This window comes from Dapis purpurea BLCC-M126, assembly GCF_050015975.1.
Lineage (GTDB): Bacteria > Cyanobacteriota > Cyanobacteriia > Cyanobacteriales > Microcoleaceae > Trichodesmium.
Genome location: NZ_JBNHER010000260.1, coordinates 162,516 through 182,582, shown reverse-complemented (window position 1 = coordinate 182,582; position 20,067 = coordinate 162,516). Strand labels below are relative to the sequence as shown.

General features: G+C 35.2%; 21 protein-coding genes. 13 read left to right on the top strand and 8 right to left on the bottom strand.

What is annotated here, in order from left to right:
- Positions 1-678: 678 nt before the first annotated feature.
- The 10 genes from ACP6PL_RS24120 (at position 679) to ACP6PL_RS24075 (ending at position 10,337) form a co-directional block, all read left to right on the top strand.
- Complete coding sequence (locus ACP6PL_RS24120; protein ID WP_426547832.1) at positions 679-1,413, top strand: 15,16-dihydrobiliverdin:ferredoxin oxidoreductase; 735 nt, start codon at positions 679-681, stop codon at positions 1,411-1,413.
- A 283-nt stretch (positions 1,414-1,696) separates the two neighbouring features.
- Entirely contained in the window at positions 1,697-2,467 is a 771-nt protein-coding gene (locus tag ACP6PL_RS24115; protein WP_426547831.1) for a phycoerythrobilin:ferredoxin oxidoreductase, read from the top strand.
- A gap of 279 nt (positions 2,468-2,746) precedes the next feature.
- A complete protein-coding gene (locus tag ACP6PL_RS24110; protein WP_426547830.1) occupies positions 2,747-3,265 on the top strand; it encodes a phycocyanin subunit beta in 519 nt (172 codons plus the stop codon).
- A 105-nt stretch (positions 3,266-3,370) separates the two neighbouring features.
- Positions 3,371-3,859, top strand: coding sequence for a phycocyanin subunit alpha (gene cpcA, locus ACP6PL_RS24105; protein WP_426547829.1), 489 nt, complete (start codon positions 3,371-3,373; stop codon positions 3,857-3,859).
- Between the two features lie 301 nt (positions 3,860-4,160).
- Positions 4,161-5,126 carry a HEAT repeat domain-containing protein gene (locus ACP6PL_RS24100; protein WP_426547828.1) on the top strand — a complete coding sequence of 322 codons (966 nt, stop codon included), beginning with the start codon at positions 4,161-4,163 and terminating at the stop codon, positions 5,124-5,126.
- A 168-nt stretch (positions 5,127-5,294) separates the two neighbouring features.
- Positions 5,295-5,993: a HEAT repeat domain-containing protein gene (locus tag ACP6PL_RS24095; RefSeq protein ID WP_426547827.1), complete on the top strand. Its 699-nt coding sequence runs from the start codon at positions 5,295-5,297 to the stop codon at positions 5,991-5,993.
- A gap of 188 nt (positions 5,994-6,181) precedes the next feature.
- The gene (locus ACP6PL_RS24090; RefSeq protein ID WP_426547826.1) at positions 6,182-6,769 is read left to right on the top strand and encodes a chromophore lyase CpcT/CpeT; all 588 of its coding nucleotides are present in this window, start codon (positions 6,182-6,184) and stop codon (positions 6,767-6,769) included.
- Positions 6,770-7,290: 521 nt separating this feature from the next.
- Positions 7,291-9,162 carry an alpha-amylase family glycosyl hydrolase gene (locus ACP6PL_RS24085; protein WP_426547825.1) on the top strand — a complete coding sequence of 624 codons (1,872 nt, stop codon included), beginning with the start codon at positions 7,291-7,293 and terminating at the stop codon, positions 9,160-9,162.
- Positions 9,163-9,444: 282 nt separating this feature from the next.
- A complete protein-coding gene (locus ACP6PL_RS24080; protein WP_426547824.1) occupies positions 9,445-10,212 on the top strand; it encodes a MotA/TolQ/ExbB proton channel family protein in 768 nt (255 codons plus the stop codon).
- The gene (locus ACP6PL_RS24075) at positions 10,119-10,337 is read left to right on the top strand and encodes a cytochrome P450 (RefSeq protein ID WP_426547849.1); all 219 of its coding nucleotides are present in this window, start codon (positions 10,119-10,121) and stop codon (positions 10,335-10,337) included. Before ACP6PL_RS24080 ends, ACP6PL_RS24075 begins: the two co-directional genes overlap by 94 nt.
- Before the next feature lie 230 nt (positions 10,338-10,567).
- Here the strand turns inward: ACP6PL_RS24075 and ACP6PL_RS24070 are convergent, their stop codons facing one another.
- Positions 10,568-10,867 (bottom strand): DUF2103 domain-containing protein, encoded by a 300-nt coding sequence (locus tag ACP6PL_RS24070; protein WP_426547823.1) that lies wholly within the window; start codon positions 10,865-10,867, stop codon positions 10,568-10,570.
- 955 nt (positions 10,868-11,822) lie between these two features.
- Here ACP6PL_RS24070 and ACP6PL_RS24065 point away from each other — a divergent pair.
- Complete coding sequence (locus ACP6PL_RS24065) at positions 11,823-12,149, top strand: DUF760 domain-containing protein (protein WP_426547822.1); 327 nt, start codon at positions 11,823-11,825, stop codon at positions 12,147-12,149.
- Positions 12,150-12,458: 309 nt separating this feature from the next.
- Here the strand turns inward: ACP6PL_RS24065 and ACP6PL_RS24060 are convergent, their stop codons facing one another.
- Entirely contained in the window at positions 12,459-13,145 is a 687-nt protein-coding gene (locus ACP6PL_RS24060) for an ROK family protein (protein WP_426547821.1), read from the bottom strand.
- 259 nt (positions 13,146-13,404) lie between these two features.
- A complete protein-coding gene (locus tag ACP6PL_RS24055) occupies positions 13,405-14,046 on the bottom strand; it encodes a YqiA/YcfP family alpha/beta fold hydrolase (RefSeq protein WP_426547820.1) in 642 nt (213 codons plus the stop codon).
- Between the two features lie 229 nt (positions 14,047-14,275).
- Between ACP6PL_RS24055 and ACP6PL_RS24050 the strand changes: the two genes are divergently transcribed.
- Positions 14,276-14,461 carry a hypothetical protein gene (locus tag ACP6PL_RS24050; RefSeq protein ID WP_426547819.1) on the top strand — a complete coding sequence of 62 codons (186 nt, stop codon included), beginning with the start codon at positions 14,276-14,278 and terminating at the stop codon, positions 14,459-14,461.
- Between the two features lie 6 nt (positions 14,462-14,467).
- Positions 14,468-14,695 (top strand): type ISP restriction/modification enzyme, encoded by a 228-nt coding sequence (locus ACP6PL_RS24045; RefSeq protein ID WP_426547848.1) that lies wholly within the window; start codon positions 14,468-14,470, stop codon positions 14,693-14,695.
- A gap of 195 nt (positions 14,696-14,890) precedes the next feature.
- Here ACP6PL_RS24045 and ACP6PL_RS24040 read toward each other — a convergent pair whose 3' ends face one another.
- The 5 genes from ACP6PL_RS24040 to ACP6PL_RS24020 all read right to left on the bottom strand — a co-directional run bounded on the left by ACP6PL_RS24040 (position 14,891) and on the right by ACP6PL_RS24020 (position 19,847).
- Positions 14,891-15,355: a Spy/CpxP family protein refolding chaperone gene (locus tag ACP6PL_RS24040; RefSeq protein ID WP_426547818.1), complete on the bottom strand. Its 465-nt coding sequence runs from the start codon at positions 15,353-15,355 to the stop codon at positions 14,891-14,893.
- A 338-nt stretch (positions 15,356-15,693) separates the two neighbouring features.
- Entirely contained in the window at positions 15,694-17,037 is a 1,344-nt protein-coding gene (gor, locus tag ACP6PL_RS24035; RefSeq protein ID WP_426547817.1) for a glutathione-disulfide reductase, read from the bottom strand.
- Positions 17,038-17,361: 324 nt separating this feature from the next.
- On the bottom strand, positions 17,362-18,333 hold the full coding sequence (locus ACP6PL_RS24030) for a class I SAM-dependent methyltransferase (RefSeq protein WP_426547816.1): 972 nt from the start codon (positions 18,331-18,333) through the stop codon (positions 17,362-17,364).
- 221 nt (positions 18,334-18,554) lie between these two features.
- Positions 18,555-18,854, bottom strand: a complete 300-nt coding sequence (locus tag ACP6PL_RS24025; RefSeq protein WP_426547815.1) for a (2Fe-2S) ferredoxin domain-containing protein — start codon at positions 18,852-18,854, stop codon at positions 18,555-18,557.
- Positions 18,855-18,866: 12 nt separating this feature from the next.
- The gene (locus ACP6PL_RS24020; RefSeq protein ID WP_426547814.1) at positions 18,867-19,847 is read right to left on the bottom strand and encodes a cysteine synthase A; all 981 of its coding nucleotides are present in this window, start codon (positions 19,845-19,847) and stop codon (positions 18,867-18,869) included.
- Positions 19,848-20,067: the final 220 nt, after the last annotated feature.

Below are 20,067 nucleotides of genomic sequence, written 5' to 3'. Positions count from 1 at the left end.
TCTCTGAGGTAAAATGTTGCTAATTATGGTCATTTCAGTTATCAAGAGACAGGGAATAAAAAGACAAAAACATAAATGTTTCTCACCAGCTTGATAAACGCTATATCTGGTTTATTTTAGCAACAAGTACCATCAGAGCTGAGTTAAAAATAGTTACTAAATTAGTTTGATTATTAAAAGTTAAAATATTTAAATATTTCAGAAATATATCATATTATTATATCTTTGTAATTAAATATTATTATGGGTTCTTATACCAATTCAAAAAAATAATGCTATACTTATGTGGAGCTTCAACTATTAAGTAATTAACATAGGTAAAATAAATTTTTCGATCATTATTATCCAGGAGAATGTCAATATTTATTATAGAGAATACTATTTCCAAACATCCTCAGATAACTCCCCAACAATTCAAAAACCTATAATTTTGCCAAAATGTGAGGCGAAAAAGCAGACAAATTAACAGTCAAATTATTACCCATTTTCTATTCCCTGCTCTCACCAAAAGACTTTATTGAAGAAACTCTACTTAATTTTATTAACTTTTAAATTTTGACTTTTAAATTTTGACTTTTGACTTTATGAAGGATTGTTGCTTTGTTTCTAAGAAATGAGACTCTGGTTATGGCCATCTATTATTGTCGTAAACGAATTAATATATGACTATAAGTATCGATGTATAGACCATTTCTTGAACATTTAGAAAAAGAGTTATTTAGTAAATTTGACTTACGCAGCAGACCAATTCCTGCTGGTTTGGAAGCTAACATTAGTAACAGAGGCAAAAATCAAGCCACCATTCAAAGTTGGTGTTACGAGTGTACCGAACTGAGAAAAATACGTTATACCTACATTGACGCAGGAGCTGCAGCTCAAGTATTTAATAGTGTAATTTATCCCAGTTATCACTACGATATCCCACTGTTAGGAATAGACTTATTATCTTTCGGTAAAAATAAAATCTTAATAGTATTAGATTTTCAACCTTTATTCCAAGAAGAATCATATTTAACCAAGTATATAGAACCGATGCGATCGCTACGAGAGAAATATAATGACTTGGCTCAAAACTTAGAAATGAAGTTTTACGATGCCAATCAATATTTTTCTAAATATTTATTATTTGCCAAAACAGATCCAGAAACAGTAAAAACTAAATTTTTCCAAGCTTATCAAGATTACATTAGTTTATATTGGCAAATGTTAGACCAAGCAGAAATTATCCAAACAGAAGCAGATATTCAAAAAATAGTTAAAGCTCAAAAAGATTACGATCAATATAGTGCTGAACGAGACCCAGCATCAGGATTATTTAGTAGTTATTTTGGCCATGAATGGTCAGAAAAATTTCTCTACGAATTCTTATTTGAAGATGCTGTACCATTAGCAGTTCCTACTACAACTCGATGACTTTATTAACTATTAAGTCTAAGAATTTAACTCACACCTCTCCAACAATTTCAGGGGGGTGTGAACTGATTTTTATCGATGTAATTCCTGAAAAATAATTATCGGATAAATTTGATAATTTGCCAGATTATTCCCCTAAAATTTGCCCTCTAATCCAATTTCCTCTTTCTACATCCATCTTTTTAATACGACAATGAAACAGTCATCCCCTTTCAAAGGAATAAAATAAGGAAATTTGGGATTTTCTTGCTTCCTACTGAGGTACTGATAACTGATAACTGAAATGACACCTACTGAAAATATTGTGAATTTGTATCAACCTTTTCTAGATTATGCTTTGATTCAGCTCAAGCAGGAACTAAAACTACAACCGTACCCCATACCCTCTGGATTTGAACATAAAGTTGCTATGACTGGTAAGGGTAAAAAGGAACAAGAAGTAGACACAACCAGTTACGCCTACTGTAGCCCCAAACTCCGGCAAATTAGAGCAGCTCATGTCCAAGGTGGCAGTGCCCTGCAAGTATTAAATTTTGTCATATTCCCTCATTTGAATTATGACTTGCCCTTTTTTGGAGCAGATCTAGTTACCTTGCCTGGGGGACATTTAATTGCCCTAGATATGCAGCCCTTATTTAGGGATGATCCCAAGTACCAAGAAAAGTATACTCAGCCAATATGGGAGACTTTCCAAGAACATCAGAAATATTTACCTTGGGGAGGTGATTTTCCTGAAGAAGCAACCCCATTCTTTTCTCCAGCCTTTCTTTGGACTCGTCCTCAAAAAACTGAGTTAGTTGAGACAAAAGTATTTGATGCCTTCAAAGATTATCTGCAAGCTTATTTAATTTTTGTAAAGCAAGCAGAACCCATTACTGATCCAGAAAAATTAGCAGAAATTAAGGAATCACAACTGCGTTATTTAAGGTATCGAGCTGAGAAAGATCCAGCTAGGGGAATGTTTACGAGGTTTTATGGCCCACAATGGACAGAAGAATACATTCATGGCTTTCTGTTTGACCTAGAAAGGAAATTGGCCTTAAATCCTGCCTAACTTTCCCGCTTCAGAAAGGTTTGTTAATAATTTGTAATAAACAAAAACACAACAGCATTGTATAAAGAATATCTGAAGGGTTTAAAAGATAGGGAAAATCAATAAGACCAATTATTAACGAAGTTGAAAAGCTTCTCATAAAAAGTGTCAGATTTTCTCAGGATTATCAAAAAGTCCTAGTCTTACTTTTCCAGGCATGGACACCTAGCCTGAAAAAACTGAAAAATACCCATAGCATCGAAAAGCAAATAAAAAAAAGCAAATTAGGAGAATTAATCAATGTTTGATGCTTTCACAAAAGTAGTTTCCCAGGCAGATGCCAGGGGTGATTTTGTTCCTGCTGGCCAGATTGAGGCTTTGAAGGCAATGGTTGCAGACAGCAACAAGCGGATAGATGCAGTTAACCGTATTACTAGCAACGCTTCTACTATTGTTGCTAATGCAGCTCGTTCTCTATTCTCAGATCAGCCTCAGTTGATTGCTCCTGGTGGAAATGCTTATACAAGCCGTCGTATGGCTGCTTGTTTGCGTGACATGGAAATCATCCTACGTTATGTAACTTATGCTACTTTCGCTGGTGATGCAAGTGTATTAGATGACCGTTGCCTCAATGGCCTTCGTGAAACATACTTAGCTCTAGGAACTCCTGGTGCTTCTGTAGCATTAGGTGTGCAAAAAATGAAAGAAGCTGCTATTGCTATTGCTAACGATCCTAATGGCATTACTGCTGGAGATTGCTCCTCTTTAATGGCTGAGATTGGTGGCTACTTCGACCGCGCAGCAGCATCAGTCGCTTAAAAACACTGTAAAAAACTTTTTTGTAAAGATGCACCTTAGCATCTCTACAGATTTTAAATTTGTACCAAAATTTGTACTCACAATAATAAGGAAAGTACCTCAAACATGAAAACACCTCTGACTGAAGCAGTAACTGCGGCAGATTCTCAAGGCCGCTTCCTGACTAGCACAGAATTATTTGCAGCGTTTGGTCGTTATAAGTATGCTCCGGCAAGTTTAGAAGCTGCTAAGGTTCTAACTGATAAAGCTCAAACCTTGATTGATGGTGCTGCTCAAGCAGTATACAACAAGTTCCCCTACACTACTACAATGCAGGGACCTAACTATGCTTCTACTCCTGTAGGAAAGGCAAAGTGTTCTCGTGACATTGGCTACTATCTCCGGATGGTGACATACTGTCTGATTGCTGGTGGTACAGGTCCTATGGATGAGATACTCATTGCAGGTATTGATGAAATCAATAGCACTTTCGAGTTATCTCCTAGCTGGTACATTGAAGCTTTGAAGTACATCAAAGCTAACCATGGTATCACTGGTGATCCTGCTACTGAAGCCAACAACTACATTGATTACGCTATTAATGCTCTTAGCTAGTAGTTGTCACATTAACTAGGTAGTGAATGTGAAATTAATATTCACTAAATTAACTACCCTGAGCTAATATTCAACGTAGCCCGGACAGGTATATAGGTGCTGGCCTATGGTTAGTATTTGTTAATCTTTCCGGGCATCGTTATTTCAGTTATCAGTTATAATTATTGACTGCTGAAGTCAGAGCCTTAAAATGCTGAAGTTAATTTTTTTCATCTCCTATCCAAGGGGAGCCTATTGACCTTATTTTTTGGTTATTATTTAAAAAGTAATTAAGGAGACCCTATAAATCATAGATATAAAAATGGAGCAGCAGTATTTGGAATTACCATCACAAGAATTATCAGACAATGGCGAGTCTCTAACTGTGGAAAAGGCGATCGCTAACTTACGCCATGAAGAATTAGGTAAACGATATTATGCTGCTTGGTGGTTAGGGAGATTTAGAGTTAATACTCCTGATGCTATTGAGGGTTTGCTTGCTGCACTAAAAGATGAGTCTGACCGCACAGAGGATGGTGGATATCCCCTGAGAAGGAATGCTGCTCGCGCCCTTGGTAAGTTAGAAGATAAAAAAGCTGTACCTGCTTTGATAAAATGTTTGGAATGTTCTGACTATTATGTAAGGGAAGCAGCAATAGAAGCATTGGAAATGTTGGGAGATCCTAGTTGTATTCCAGCGTTAATCAAGCTTTTAGAGGGAGGTGTTGAAACTGCTGTTTTGGTTCCTGGTAAACCTCATTTGATTCAACCCTACGAAGATATTATCGAAGCCTTGGGAACACTACAAGCTCAAGAAGCAATTTGTTTAATTAAGCCTTTTATAGAACATCCGGCAGAAAAAGTACAATATGCTGCTGCTAGATCTCTGTATCAACTTACGGAAGAGGCAGTATATGGAGAATATTTGACTCAAGCATTAGAGGGTGATAATTTACAGTTACGACGATCTGCACTATTAGATTTAGCGGTGATCGGTTATTTGCCAGCAGCTAAGGCAATATCAGAAACCTTAGCCGAAAATAGTATGAAATTAATTGCTCTGAAAGGACTTTTAGAACATCACCTCACAATAAATTCAAAAGTCAAAAGCGGTGCAACCCCGCGTCGTCGTGATACACAAACGCCAGTTCCTTCAAGTCAGGAGATCTGCTCAACGGACTGGCTTGGGAATGGGCAGCAAGAGAGTCAAAATTCAAAGGTAGAATCTCAACTATTATTATCAGATGAGGTTATTGAGGTAATGACTTTAATGGACTCTCTTCTATAAAACATTCATTGATCAAAATAATTGGGTTTAAAACCCTGCCTTTTGAGGATAAATGTTTTTGCAAGTTTGCTCAAAATCCTAGTTACAAAAACAACTTTTGCCTTTTAAATTATGATTACGTTATACATCATTAATTGTTAATTATTAACTACTCCCTACTCCCTAAGAATGAATAATCAATCCTTAATAATAGATAATAAATTCATCCGAGCAGTTGAAGAAGCAGACTCTTCTCAAGGTTTAATAGATGCAGTTAAAGATTTAGCAGCAGCTCATATCAAAGAAGCTATCCCAATATTAATTAAGGTTTTGGGCTATAATAACCCTGGTGCGGCAGTGGCAGCAGTTGATGGATTAGTCGAAATAGGAGAACCTGCGGTACTCCCACTCCTAGAAACACTGGATGGTTATAACTATGGTGCTAGAGCTTGGGCAATAAGAGCATTAGCAGGTATTGGTGACCCTCGTGGGTTAGAAATATTATTAGATAGTGCTGCAAATGACTTTTCTTTTAGTGTACGACGAGGTGCAGCTAGAGGTTTAGGTTTTATTCATTGGGAACAGTTATCAGAAGCAGAAGTTTCTGATGCGCAAAAACGTGCTTTTCAAACCCTGCTGCAAGTATCTCAAGACCCCGAATGGGTAGTGCGTTATGCAGCTGTGGTAGGTTTGGAAGGTTTAGCAAAAGTAGTCAAAGTTAGTGGTAAAGATTGGTTTAAAGATATTGTGACTCGAATTCATCAAATTAGTGATACAGATACAACTTTAGCAGTTATAGCTAGGGCTCAAGTTGCTGTTGAAGATTTCTATCATAAGAAGAGAGACAAGATATCAGAAAAAGACGCTATGAATATAGGAAATGGTTAGTGTGGACATCCCCAATGGGTGTTTTTGTCGATTATTTAGGAGTAAGGATCGTTATGTGTATAAAATTAATAGTACTTATGCAATGCATGAGTTCTAAACAGCACATATATATAACTTTATAGCTCTTAAACTCTGTATATAGTGTCTCTGCGTAAGCACTGACTGATAACTGATAACTGATAACTGAAATGACCCACTCAACAGATATTACTACCTTGGCGCGTTGGTTAGCTGCTGACTTCAGTAACCAACAACAAGCTTTTGACAACCCACCCCTCTTTGCCCACATTCGCGTCTGTATGCGTCCACTTCCATATCAACTACTCGATGGACTTAGCCTTTATCTAGAGCAAGCTTATGACATTACCCTTAATCAACCCTACCGAGTTAGAATTCTTAAATTAGTCCCTTCAGAAGACCATATAGATATTGAAAACTACGCCATTGACGAAGAAGAAGAATTTTATGGAGGTTCCCGTGACCCCCAACGTCTAGAAAATCTCAAAACTGAACACATTAAAAAACTTCCTGGTTGCACCTTTATTACCAAATGGACAGGTAAGAGTTTTAGAGGCGAGGTAGAGCCAGGGAAAGCTTGTACTGTAGTTCGTAAAGGAAAAACTACCTATCTAAAAAGTCATTTTGAGATAAATGAACATAAATTTATGAGCCATGACACAGGATGTGACCCGGAAACTGATCAACAAGTCTGGGGAGCGATCGCTGGACCTTTTGAGTTTGTTCGTTGGGCTAGCTTTGCAGATGAAGTAATATAGCGAAAGTCAAAAGTCAAAAGTCAAAAATAATATCTGACTGAGTTTTTCCTAGGTCAATGCTCCGTAAACAGGGTTTACCAATGTCCTAACCTCAATACGTAGTGCTATGAGCAGTCCTATTGAAGTTGTTATATTTTGGTTGCAGTTAGGAGTCAGGAGTCAGAATTTCAGAAGTTTTCAATTAAAATTAACTGTTATAAAAATTATCACAACCAATTTATGATTGCTATAAGTACCTAGTGCAGAATGGCGGAAATAACTGACCAGTTACAAAATCCTAAAAGCCTTACTAATCAATACTTTTGACTGTCTTTAGTGCGTCTTGCATTCTGAGGAAACCTCAGAATTACGCACTCGCTTTTAACTTCTGCGTAGCGGCACTAAGCAAAATTATTTGTACATTTATCCTTGTTAAACAAGCTTTTGAGCTAAATTTTATCTCCAATTAATTTTACATGGCTACTTAAAATTGGTATAAAACAAATGAAGCATAGACTATTTTAACCGGAGAAAACTCAAGAATGCCAACAAATTCTACAAGTCAAACATCTAGTGGTGAATCTAATATTAATAGTGATTTTGAATTTTTATTTACTCGCTCGATTGAGTTTCGCCAAGAAACAATTTACTTTATCATAGTAGACCGTTTTTTTGATGGTGACCCTAGTAATAATGAAGGTCCTAACCCTAAATTATATGACCCCAATAAAGAAAAATGGGGTTTATATTGGGGTGGAGATTTACAGGGAATAATTGATAAACTTGACTATCTCAAAAAAATGGGAGTTACTGCTATTTGGATGACTCCTTTATTTGAACAAATAGAAGAAGAGTTATTTGAAATGGCTCCAATTCATGGCTACTGGGCTAAGGATTTTAAGCGCCTCAATCCTCGTTTAGTAGATAAAGATGATGAGATTTCCTTAGTAAAAAATCAGGAGACTGTTTTTGATAAATTAGTAGCAGCAGCTCATAATTTAGGGATAAAAATAATCTTAGATATTGTCTGTAATCACAGTAGCCCAGATGCAGGAGGAAAGAAAGGTCAACTGTTTGATGATGGAGTTTTAATTGCTGATTTTCATAATGATGTTAATGACTGGTATCATCACTATGGTGAAGTAGAAGATTGGGATAATAAATGGCAAGTTGAAAACCAAGAATTGGGAGGATTGGCAGATTTTAATGAAAATAATCATGATTATAGAGAATATATAAAATCAGCAATAAAATTATGGTTAGATAGAGGAGTTGATGCCCTACGAATAGATACAATTAAACATATGCCATTATGGTTTTGGCAAGAATTTTATGCTGATATTAAAAGTCACAAACCATCAGTATTTATTTTTGGGGAATGGATTTTTAGCGGACCTTATGATTCTCCATCAGTGGAATTTGCCAATAAGTCTGGAATGTCAATGCTAGACTTTGGTTTTTGTATTGCTATTAGACGCGCTCTCGGAAAATGTGAACCGGGAGGATTTCATCTTATTCAAGAATTACTCGACCAAGATAATGTTTATAACACTCCTAGTGAACTGGTAACTTTTGTTGATAACCACGATATGCCGAGATTTCAAAATTTGAATCCCGACCCAGGAATTTTGAGATTAGCTATTAATTTAATTATGACTTCCCGTGGTATTCCCTGCATTTATTATGGTAGTGAGCAATATCTTTATAATGATACAGATGGTGGAGAAGAACCTTATAATCGCCCGATGATGGAAAAATGGGATACAGATACACCTATTTATAGAGATATTCAATTATTATCAAAAGTACGTCGAATTAATCCTGCTATTTCTCTGGGAAGTCAGTGGGCAAAATATGTGAATGAGGATGTTTATTGTTATGTGCGACGTTACCGAGATTATCGTTGTTTTGTAGCAATTAATCGCGGTAATCCAATAACAATTGATCGGGTAGAAACTGATTTGGAAGATGGGGAATATATTTGTAGTTTAACTAAGCGCTTTTTTGAAGTAAAAGATGGTGCTCTACATAATTTAGAACTCGGTGTACAAGACATGATTGTGATTAATTATTTAGGCGATCGTGTCAAAGGAAAAGTTGTTGTGCGGGCGCAGTTAAATGGAATTTCAACTAATCATGGTGAGGTAATAGTAGTAACGGGAGATTGCCCAGAGTTGGGAAATTGGGATCTTAGTAAATCTTACCAGTTAGAGTATATCAATTCTAATACTTGGTTTAATGAAATTCCCTTTGATGAAAGTGCAGGAAAAGTTATTTCTTATAAGTATGCAATTGTTTATCGAGATGAACACGGAAATGAAACCCAAATACCGAAGCGAGAAAATTTGGTTTCTCGACAATGGTTGTTAGCTGAAGAGGGAAATGTCAAGTGGCAAGATAATTGGGCTTTGTAAACTACTATTCCCTGGAGGAGTTGTTAATAAAAGATTGACATACTCCCTACCGTGAATATTCGGAGGGATTCTCAATCTTATCTTACTTTTGTGCTGTATTTTAAGCACAGAATGTGGGTGATAATAATAGCTAAATAGGATGGCTATAACAGGGGAGTACGATATTTTTTGATAAACTAGCTTTTTTTTGATAACTATTTGCTATTAAATATGCGTTCTTCTGGTAAAGATTTTTTATTATGGCTGTTCTAGTTAGCAATTTTTTCAATCATCTCAATTACAGTGATTGGATATTACTCAAACAACACCAAAAATTACACAGACCAGACCGGAATTACATTTGTAATTATCGCTCTATTTTTAGTTGCATTGCTAATAAATATTACCAATACAATTAAAATTAAGTGGGAATTTGCAAATGTAAAACACAGTGGGTCTAACTTTAGTTTGTTCAAGCAGCATATTAAAAATCTAGAACAGGCAGCTAAAAATAGTTTGCAAGTTGACCAAGAGTTTTTGTTACAAATAATGGAAAATAAGTTGAGCCGAAGGGAAAATTGGGTACAGCTTTTTGCCGGTTTATTGATTACTCTAGGAATGATAGGTACTGTGCTTGGCTTGACTTTATCGATGGGTGGTCTTTTGGAAGCAATTGATGGAATTAGAGTTAATATGCAGTCTACGGATATTGCTGATCCTTCCAACATGGCAGCTTCTTTATCTGGACTTGGCAAGGCATTGTCTGGGATGTCGAGTGCATTTATCACCACCTTAGTTGGTGCTTTTTTAGGTGGATTATTTCTGAAAATACTCAGCCATTCTACTACTAACTTAATTGAATATTTGCTGGATAATATTAGATTTTTAACTGAGGTTGAGTATTTGCCTGAATTGCAAAAGCAGGCATGGCAACGGGAGTTTAAAAACCTATCTACTGCAAACCGCGATTTAAAAACATTCGTCGATTTAGTAAGACTCATCAAGATGAGACTATTTACCCAGACCATGAAAATTTTGACCCCGAACGTTTTGCTCCAGAAAATGCTGTAGATAAACAAAAAGTATTTGGTTATATTCCCTTTGGTGGTGGAATGCGGGAATGTTTGGGTAAAGAGTTTGCTCGCTTGGAGATGAAAATTTTTGCAGTAATGTTGTTGCGGAGTTATGAATTGTAACTTTGACCAGAACAAGACTTAAGTTTAGTTGCAGTACGTACGCCTCATCCCCGTGATGGTTTAAAAGTTAAATTATCGAAGTTGAATAAAATACAGGTCAAAATTTAATCCTCTAAGGTGTAGTAATTGTCAGAAAAAATATAAGAGCCTACACTTACAGTGGGAAAGTGTAGGCTTTAATCAAATAGCTTATCCAAATACATCTACCAAAAATCGGACAGGAAGTATATTTATTTAGCTAAGATTTTAGCGATCGCCTCTTCTAAATCTTCTTGAGCTAAACTGGTCAACATAAATACTTCTTGTACTGTTTTTCCTTGTCTAGCAATAAGTTTAAAACCACCCCGAATAGGTACTGATACTTTGAGCTTCATCTGGGGAATGTGGCTTCTAGACCTACTGATAACTCCGGGAGTAACAGTTTCAATACCTTGATGTTGGGTTAATTTCTCTAAAATTGGGATTAACCCTTCGATATGGGTTGAATGATTCCAAACTAGGCGACCTTTAGCTTTAGATGATTTTTTCATGGGATTTTTTCCATCTCTACATACCCAGTCTACAGCCCTACGGGCAAGTCAAAAGTCAAAAATAACCTCTGAATGAGTTTCATTATGCAGAGTAGATTCAACCTTACTTTTTGGACTTTTTGGTAGTAGTGTACAAGTAGTAATACCATTTTGAAAAAAGAATGTTACGAATAATAAGGACGATAAAAAGATTTTACAGGAGATGTCCCTTTGACTAAAAAGATGATTTATGAACTAAAAAAAAGCATCGAAGCTATTCCCATGCGACTCTTGACTCCTGACTCCTGACTCCTAAAAAATACCCTGTCTATTTGTAACAAACATTTATTAAATTGGTATAAGCTTATGAAAAAAATCAATTAGATCAGAAAATACTCTTCCTTTAAAAGCAGCAAATTTGGGTTTTTTCCTATTACCGGATAATTAGGGTATTAAGCTTTTAAGTAGAAAAAGTGGTCAGCGGAGCTGTCCGTAGGATGGGATGGCGCTTGGTAAGGCAAAGCTCCGAAGTGCGCGTTAGCGTTAGATCCTCTGTTTCGCTACGCGACATGTTTGCGGAGCATTCCCTATACGAAAAAGCGCAGCTCCTCCGGAGGAGGCAAGAGGCAGCGTCCCGGAAGGAAGGATTTGTCGCTCTTACAGAGCCGCTCCGAAGTGCGCCATATCCAATCGACCAAGAGAAGAACAAAAATCATTTTGGTCAATCCTATCCGTTTTAAGGAAAGGTAATTATTAATTATTTAACTATTCCCTACTTCTACAACAAGTCAGAATGATCAAAGGACTACCAACTTTGTTTATGTCTTGAGTACAAAGTAAAATTAGAAATTTCCTTATAACAGTTTGTCGAAAAGTCCGTCTCTGAAAGTTCGGTTGCACTGACTAGAGTAGCTGGAAAATATCTTGTTAATATGTAACTAATCTTAAATAACTCTACTTGTCCGAGGTAAATATTATGAATAATCTTTCTGGTAATCCTTCCGAAAATTTTGGCGACCAATCGAATAGCAGTAATTTACTATGGCAATATGTTCAATCTATGAATCCAGAAATAGTTGCTCAACTTTCTAAACCAGATCCAGAAGTAGCTCAAATTATGGAACAAAATTTAAGAGGAATGTTGGGACATTTACCATCCGAACATTTTTCTATGGCAATAACTACTAGCAAAGAAAACCTTGGTCAACTTCTTGCTTCTGCAATGATGAGCGGTTACTTTTTAAATCAAGCTAAACAGAGAATGGAACTTGATAAATCTCTCCATTCCTTGCATGAATCATAAAGATAAATAAATATTTAACTTGGGATGATAATTATCCCAATTTGATGTTGTAATATTTTGGTATAAAAAGGTAATTAGTCAGTCTAGATTCAAAGCTTTGTTTTTTGCTAGTTGAGTAATAACAATAATATGAATGTATAGAGTAGGGGTAGGTTGAATTATCAAGAGAAAGGTTGCTATTTATCCATTACCTACTCCACAAAATTTTTATCACTTACTATACCAACAATCAAAACGGTTAGCCATAAACTAACGATCAATCTTAGACTAATAAATGTTTTTCCTACTCTTGCCTGTTCCCTACTATAATTAATCTCGCCACAAAGCAATACCACCTAATAAACCATTCACATTTGGCACTATTTTTACATTTTGTGGTAAATCAAATGTAATTTTTTTTGTATTCCCTCCACCTAGATAAATATAATCACAATTAAATAGATGTTCTAGAGTAGCTATGGCTTTTTCTAAACGTTCATTCCACTTTTTTTTACCAGCGTCATCTAATGCAGCTCTTCCTAATTGTTCCTCATAAGTTTCACCTTTGCGAAATGGATGATGACCCATTTCCAAATTTGGCACTAATTTCCCGTCTACAAACAATGCTGAACCAAAACCAGTACCCAAGGTTATTACCAATTCTACTCCTTTACCTTCAATTGTTCCTAATCCTTGAATATCAGCATCATTAGCAACTCGCACAGGTTTTCCTAACCTTTCTGATAGCACTGCCGCCAAATCTAGTCCTACCCAGTCAGGATCTAAATTGACTGCTGTTGTAACAATGCCACCCATGACTACACCAGGAAAACCTACCGATACTCTGTCAAATTCTCCTTGTTTTGCTGCTAAAGATACAATCTCTGTTAATATTGGTGCTGGTTTTGCTGGGTTTGGTGTTTCTACGCGACTACGTTCTGTGGTAGCTTCTCCTAATTCATTTAAGGCTATTACTTTAATGCCACTGCCACCAATATCAACAGCTAAAGTTTGCATAGTTATTTCTTAGTTTATTACTGATATATTCTTATATTATAATAGTGACTATTTTTTGATTCTGAGAGCATTTATAAGCTTATCTTAATTATTTATTATTAGGGAGTAGGGAGTAGGGAGTAGGGAGTAGGGAGTAGGGTTATTAGGCATAAAATTATTTGCTTTTTGCAAAGGAATCCTTAACAAGATTGTTCTTACTTATTTATTACTTAATAACTGAAGTATTCAGTAACTATAGGATTTTTTTTAAGACATGGTATTACTGAAAAAATTGATTAATTTCTTCCCAAATTGTTGGCATAACATTTCCTAAAGTATGGTCACTATCAAGTTCTATTAACTCTACCCAGGACCGTTTAACGGCAAATTCTCGGCTAGCTTGAATGGGAATTGTACCATCATTTAAACCATGAAAAATTAAAGTTGGTAAAGGACGCCGTAATTTTTCATCCTGATATTTCATCAAATCTATTATAAAATTATAACTCAAAAGAGAATAACCTTTTTCTCCATAATGGTAGATCCAGTAATTGCCTCTTTCCCTCCATTTTTGTAATTTTTCTTCTCCCAAACTTTTGCGCAAATGAGATAAAAAATTAAAGGCTGGTGCTAGTAAAACTATTGCTTTAATATTTCGGTTTCTTTCTGCTAAAAAGGTAGATGTTAAACCACCAAAGCTAGAACCAATTAATATTATTGGTGTAGATTTATTTTGAATTTCTGACTCAATTTGATGTATTTGTCTACTAAGAGTTAGGTTAAAAAAATCATCTTGATTTAAGTCAACAACATTGAGCTTAACGTTAATTTCAGCGAAGCGATCGCGCAAATATATTGCTTTATTAGACCTCGGACTAGAGGCAAATCCATGTAAATAAATAAAAGTGTAATTATTCAGCATTTTTTTAAGTTAAGCGGTTGCTTTTTCTCGTAGTATTGAAGATTCACAAAAAATTGTCAAATTATTTGCTGATATTATTCATAAATATCAACAGTTAAATCCTGATGATAAGGAATTTTGACAATGTGAATTAGATCCTGTTGATGGTAAACAAAATTATTTGGAAAGAAATGGAAAGTTAGAGTGGTTAAAAGCTGAGACTAATACTCTATAAAATATCTGTCAAATTTTGTCTAATGCTCGGTGTTTATCGGAAGGGGTAGATGTTTCGGCGTTGGATGCGGTGATATTTCTTACTCCTCGTAATTCTATGGTGAATAATGATGAAGATTATCGAGTAGAAAAAATGACATTTGGCAGAAACAAAAACGGCATAGATAAAACCACAATCATCTATAACAGTAAACTGACCTGATCACAAATTTCTCTAGAAACTTACCAATATATAGTTAATGGAAAATCAGCATTAGAATGGATAATAGAAAGATATAAAATTACCAAAGATAAAAACAGTGGAATAGTCAACGACCCCAACAACTGGTCAGAAGATTCCCGTTATATAGTAAACTTAGTAAAAAGGATAGTTAGAGTTAGTTTAGAAACAGTCAAAATACTTAACAACTTACCTCCATTAAACCAGAGAAAATAGCGATCGCTCCTATCTAACTCAGAACTTAGGGAATAAATTAGTTCTCAACACTACATATACTAAAATGTTATGGTTTTTCTCGATTATATCTACTATATGTAGTGTCTTTTCATAAATCCTAATTGATTTTTCAGTTCTCCTACATAGTAATAGTAAGAATATACATTTTTTTCCCACACTCCCACACTCCCCTACCTAGGGAGTATTACGAGATTCCCGACGTTGCTGCATTAATTTAGACCACTCTTGTAATTGTTCAGGAGTTAAAACTTCTCTGATTTTGAGCAGAGTATTAAATTGTAATTGTGCTAGTTCTTGTCTCAGCTGTAAAACTTCACCATGTTTTTTCCGTAATTGATTATCAGTCTCCCTACCAGTAATCATTGTATTTAATTCTGCTTGAGCATTACGCAAGTCTTGTAAACTTTGTCTGATTTCTTGTTGATTTTGATTACGAATTGTAATAATTTTCTCAGTTTGCGCCTCGGTAAGATTTAGTTGTTCAAATATCCTGTTTTGATTTCGTCCTGGACGTTGTACTTTGATAATTGGGTTGTTTTTTTCAGAGACATTATTATAACTAGGATTTGCTAATACAGAACTAATAGTTAAAGGCATAACCAATAATCCTAATACAGCAGAAATCAAAACCGGAGACATAAAATTTTTCCTCTTAATAATTTGCCTGTAGTATGGACTAAGAATTGATCAAAAACGCTAAAGTGCCTCTTTTGAGTTATCAATTATAGCAGGGAACAGTTGAAAAAACATTTCATAGTCTAAGATTCATCAGTCTCTGTCCTAACCAATTCTTTCTTAGGCATATCTATCAGTTATCAGTTAAATCTTTTTTTGGTATTGGTGAATGATTGTATGGTTTTTAGTAGTCAGTAGTCAGTAGTTAAAACAGTTTTTTTTCTTACTATTAATTTGACTCTGATACAAATAACATACCTTATTTCACCAATACTGATACTAACTTATGAATTCTAAATTCTTTAACGTAAAGTCACAAACTCTTCTGAAGTAGAAGGGTGAATACCAATAGTGCGGTCAAAGTCAGCCTTGGTTGCGCCCATATTTACAGCGATCGCCATACCCTGAATAATCTCACCAGCATCTTTACCGACCATGTGTACTCCTAAAACGCGCTCAGTATTACCTTCGACTACCAATTTCACCATTACTTTATCCTCTGCACCTGTGAAACTGTGGAACATTGGGCGGAATTTAGCGCGGTAGCATTTGATAGACTCACCAAATTTATCTCGTGCTTCTGCTTCTGTCAGACCTACTGTTCCTCCTTCTGGTTCTGAGAAAATAGCAGTCGGGATATTATCGAGAGAAATTGCTCTAGGAATATTACCGAATTCGGTATCGGCAAAAGCGCGACCTTGTGCAATAGCAACTGGGGTCAAGTTTGCTTTATCTATACAGTCTCCCACAGCATAAACATTTGGTTGAGTTGTGCGACAGTTGTTACTGACAGCAACTGCACCTCTGAGAGTTTCTACTCCAGCATTTTCTAGATTCAAACCTGTTAAGTTTGGTTTACGACCAGTTGCACAGAGGAATGTATCGACTATTAAGGGTTCAGCGTTTTCTCCACTCAAGTGAACTTTTAACCCTTCTGGTACTTTCTCAATTTTTTCTACATTGGTATTAGTACGGAAGTTAATACCATGTTTTGTCATTCCTTCTTGAATATTGCTGCGGATATCGTCATCAAATCCTCGTAAGATTAGGTCTCGACGAATAATTTGAGTAACTTCAGTGCCTAACCCATTTAAAATTCCAGCAAATTCGACACCGATATAACCACCTCCCCAAACTGCCATTCTTTTTGGTTTTTCTGTAAGGTGGAACATTTCACGGGAGGTAACACTATGTTCAATTCCGGGAATATTTATTTTTTCTGGTCTACCACCAACAGCGATTAAAATTTTATCTGCTGTAAATTTCTTATCGCCTACTTCTACAGTATGGGGGTCAATAAATTTAGCATATCCCTCTATTAACTCTACCCCTGCTTTTTCCAGGAAACTGATATGTAATTTATTCAGACGTAGAACTTCTGTATTTACGGAATCTCTTAATTTATGCCAATCAAAACTAGGTTCTACTTCACTCCAACCATAACCTACGGCATCTTTATATAAGTGAGAAAATCTCGAACCGTAAACCATTAGTTTTTTCGGTACACATCCCCTAATAACACAAGTACCTCCAACTAAATCATTTTCAGCGATCGCTACTTTGGCTCCATAAGATGCTGCTCTTTTTGAAGATGCTAACCCTCCTGAACCTGCACCTATTACAAATAAATCGTAATCGTATGCCATAATTGATATCCTGGGATTCCTATAACTATTTTGTTAAAGAAATTATAACAAACTATAGCAATCCTATTTCAGTTGTAAGATTTTGATGGTAGTTAGGAGTCAGGAGTCAGGAGTCAGGAGTCAGAATTTTTAAGGTTTTCACCTCAAAGCAACTATCATAAAAATTCTCACATCTCATTCCTGATTGCTATATCAACCAACTAAACTATTTAAGTTTTAGTTGGCCTAAATTTCTTAGGTAGGAGGTTTTCTTTCACACGGTCAAGAAAGGGAGTTTAAATATTTGCTAAATCTTTGTTATTAAATAAGAAATTTATCCAGGCCCTATTTAGGTTTACGCGCTGTTACTGTGGGATATCTTCTCGCATTATCCCAAATAAATTCTATTTCATCAAAACCAACACTTTGTAGTTGTAATTTTGTTGTTGATGAACTCCTAAAGGCTGTAAATTTAACATCTAATATATCAAAAAATATAATTTTTGAAAGTAATAAATCTTCTGAATTAATCTGACTCATATCCCATTCTGAATTGGGGTTAATATTTGGGGATGGGGTTAAAAAGCTAGTTACCAATATACCTCCTGGCATTAATGCTTGGAAAAACTGTCGATATAACTCTGTTACTTTATTGTCATCAGCTTCATAAACATTTAATCCATTGCTGGTCAATAGTGTAAATTCATCTTCAAAAGGCAACTTCCAAGCATCTTCCTGATGAAATTCTACTTTTTCAGATAATCCATATTCTTCAGCTAATTTTTTTGCCAATTCTAAACTTTCATAGTCAATATCAATCCCCACTAAGCGAAAATTTTCTATACCTGTAAAATCTAATTTCAACAAATCTTTCATTACCCCACAAGGTAAGGAAGCAAAAACTATACCATCTCTCACATAATTCTGAATAAATTCACTAAAAATGACATATCTTTGTTGTGTAGGCAAGAATTTTTTATCCAGCAAAAATTTTTCCAATTCTGTTAAAATACGACCTTCTGCATCAATACCAGTAATTCTTCCTCTATACTGGTGTTCCATTACATAATCTGTCCAATAGCCATTTACTCCTCTATTTTGTAATAAAAATTGTCCTAAAGGAAAACTTGCTAACTCATTAAGAAGTTCTAATTGTCTGGCAACAGTAACATGGGGTTTATCTCCACTCTGAATGATTCTTTGTTTAATCCTTTCTATGGTTTCTTCAATGGTTTCATTCTTATTTCCATGAGAGAGGGTACGTTGTTCATTAAATTCTTGAGATTTTTGATTCATTGCCTTAATTTCTTTAACCATAATTTTTTTTCGGGGAAGCGATCGCCATTCTCAAACTAAGATTTTCAAAACTTAAGAACCTTTTTTGACATTATTAGTAGGGGTAATATTTCTCAGGTATAGCACTACAAATATAAGTTAAGACCTAAAATCAGGAAATTATAGAACAGAGTTTGATCGGAGTTTTAATGCAGAATTTACAGTATTTGTCTAATCTTAACTTGTAGTGCTATATTTAATTATTACTTAACCAAATGAAAATTAGAATCAACCATTTCTTTAACAGGTAGTCTAATCAGCAAATGTTTTTCCAGAATTACTGAAATATTTGTAGGTTGTACATGATTATACCAAACTTCCTCTGGCAAAACTAAAACCATTGGTCCGCTGCCACATTTACCCAAACATCCACTTTTTTCAACAGTAATATTAGGAGTATCAAATGCCTGAAAAGCAGTTAATACTTTTTCCGAACCTTGTTTCCGACAAGTGCGATTTTGACAGACTAATAAAACTCTTTTAACTTGACTATTTTCCATCATAAATTATCAAAGTTATGCTTCATCTGGCAATAAATTTTTAGCAGCTAACCACTCACGATTAAATAATTTAGATTGATAACGAGAACCACTATCACATAATACAGTCACAATAGTATGACCAGGACCCATTTGTTTTGCTAAAGCTACTGCTGCACCAACATTAATTCCTACAGAACCACCCATAAATAAACCGTCTTTTCTTAATAGCTGATAAACGACTCTGACTGCCTCTTTATCATCAACTCTAATCGCATCATCAATAGGCACATTTTCCATATTTTTCGTTACCCGACCATTACCAATACCCTCAGTAATAGAATTACCCTCAGTAGAAATTTCCCCAGTTTTTACATAACTATAAAGACCACTTCCCATCGGGTCAGCTAAAACAGTTTGAATTTGCGGATTTTTTTCTTTTAAAAATAATGAAACACCTGCAAAAGTTCCACCTGTACCAGTAGCAGCTACCCAAGCATCTACTTTTCCATCAGTTTGTTCCCAAATTTCTGGTCCAGTTGTTTCATAATGAGCGATTCTATTTGCCAAATTATCAAACTGATTTGCCCAGACAGCATTTTCCATTTCCGATGCTAATCTACCTGACATTTTCACATAGTTATTTGGGTCTTTATAAGGAACTGCTGGAACAGCTCTAACTTCTGCACCTAAAGTTCTCAAAGCATCCATTTTTTCAATAGATTGAGTTTCGGGAATAATAATTAAACACTTATAACCTTTAGCATTACAAATATGTGCTAAACCTATTCCTGTATTACCAGCAGTTCCTTCCACAACTGTTCCACCAGGTTTGAGTAAACCTTTTTCTTCTGCATCTTTAATAATATAAAGTGCTGCTCGGTCTTTAACTGAACCTCCTGGATTAAGAAATTCTGCTTTGCCTAAAATTTCACATCCAGTTTCTTCGCTGAAACTATTTAATCTAATTAATGGTGTGTTACCAACGGCACCGACAAAGCCTTGTTTAATATCCATGTTTTTACCAATCTACTATTTAGTATTTACAAAATAAAATTTTACCAAACTTTCTGCATATTTAATGCAAACCCTGACAATATTGGTTCTCTATTCAAACTGTTATAATTTTGTTAACATTCTGTTAGTAACTTTGAATAATCAATATAAATTTTTATCTGTTTTCTCTCGATTAACTGACCTCATTTTATTCCCACTTATTAAATATATTTTGTCATTT